Raw genomic sequence first — 1791 nt, forward strand, 5'->3', positions numbered from 1 at the left:
CATGGGCCTGACCCCGCTGGAGGGCCTGGTCATGGGCACCCGCTCCGGCGACGTGGACCCGGCGCTGCCCGGCTACCTGGCGCGCGTGCTCGGGCTGTCCAGCGCGGAGGTCGAGGCCGCCCTGGAGCAGCACGGCGGCCTGCTGGCGCTGGCCGGAACCGCCGACATGCGCGCCGTACGGCAGGCGGCCCGCGCAGGGGACGCGGCCGCGCGGCTGGCCCGGGAGGTCTACTGCCGCCGCATCCGCAAGTACGTCGGCGCCTACTACGCGGTGCTCGGCCGGGTGGACGCGATCGTCTTCACCGGCGGGGTGGGCGAGCACGACGCCGAGGTGCGCGCGCTGTCCCTGGCCGGGCTGGACCGGCTCGGCGTCGCGGTCGATCCCGCCCGCAACGAGGCGGCCGGGGATGGCCCGGTCTCGCCGCCGGGTGCCGAGGTGGCCGTGCTGGTGGTCCCCACCGACGAGGAGTGGGAGATCGCCCGCCAGGTCCTCGCCGTCCTGCAGGCGTAGACCCGCGGGAACGGTCAGCGGGACGGTTCCCACCCGCGTCGCGGGGTACGGCTTCCGGCCCGCGTGTCGTCGCGGCTGCGGTAGACGATGTAGGGCCGGGTGAGGTAGCCGACCGGGGCGGTCAGCATGTGCACCAGCCGGGTGAAGGGCCAGATGGCGAACAGCAGCAGGGCGCTGAGCGCGTGCAGCTGGAACAGCGGCGGCGCGCCGGCCATCAGCGCCGGGTCGGGACGCAGGTAGAGGATCGAGCGGAACCACGGTGAGACGGTGGCGCGGTAGTCGTATCCGCCGCCGGCGAGGTTGGCCATCACCGTGGCCGCCAGGCCGAGCACGATGACCAGGGTGAGGACGGCGTACATGAGCTTGTCGTTGCGCGTCGTCGCCGTGAACACCGGCCCGACGGTGCGCCGCCGGTAGATGAGGATGGCCAGCCCGCCCAGCGTGCAGACCCCGGCGATCGTCCCCAGCTGCGCCCACCCGGTGACCGGGCGGCACTTCTCCTGCCCCACGTAGTGCGCCCAGCCGCCGCCGTTGACGCCCTGGCAGCCGGTCAGCGTGGTCAGCGCCAGGAACGACCGGTAGATCGTGTCGGAGTGGAACCAGTGGTTCGTCCCCGCCCCCATGATGATCATGGATCGGCCGCCGGCCTCCTCGGCGTTGCGGGCGAACTCCCGCGCGATGCGGGCCGCCGCCGCGGGCACGCCGGTGATCGCCTCCTGCCAGGCCGGGGTGTACGGCTCGGCCGCGTCGTCGTAGCCGGACGGCCAGCGGCCGGGCAACCCGGGCCGGGCCACGCCGTACTGGGCGAGCATCAGGTCGAAGACGGTGGTGACCAGGTGGCCGCCGACCTCGCGCACCGGGACGCCGCGCTCCAGCACGCCCGGCTCGGCCCGGTCGAAGCGGGGCAGCGCCACCGTGACCGCCCGCCCACCCTCCATCGTCAAAGCCGGGTCGACGTCGCCCAGGTCGAGGTTCCAGCGGCCGGCTGTCATGGGGGTTCCTCCCGCGTCCCGCCCCCGGACCGCCTCGGCGAGACGATCACAGACGGTCACGGAACAATCTCTATCCGCTCACGGACGCTCGCCCTTGGAGCCGCCCTTCCCTCGAGAGCACACATTGCACTTCAGGGGACCTGTGCCGGCCTAGGGATCAAGGTCCCCGGACGGCGGGACGAGCGTCCCCAGCCGGGCGAGCGGCGGCGGCGCGCCACCGCAACGTCATGCATGGGGCCAGGTCCAGGTGCGGATCTCGGCCGGGTCCTCGCCGTACTCCCGGGTGTG

At 74.0% G+C, this 1791-nt stretch carries 2 pseudogenes; one reads left to right on the forward strand and one right to left on the reverse strand.

The features are described 5' to 3' along the window. Positions 1-511: pseudogene (locus BSB02_RS39090) on the forward strand (acetate kinase); the annotation flags it as partial. Between the two features lie 14 nt (positions 512-525). On the opposite strand, the pseudogene BSB02_RS42830 reads toward BSB02_RS39090, so the two are convergent. Beyond that, positions 526-1494 (reverse strand): annotated as a pseudogene (locus BSB02_RS42830) (respiratory nitrate reductase subunit gamma); the annotation flags it as partial. Positions 1495-1791: the final 297 nt, after the last annotated feature.

This window comes from Thermoactinospora rubra, assembly GCF_002093975.1.
Taxonomy (GTDB): Bacteria; Actinomycetota; Actinomycetes; order Streptosporangiales; family Streptosporangiaceae; genus Nonomuraea; species Nonomuraea rubra_A.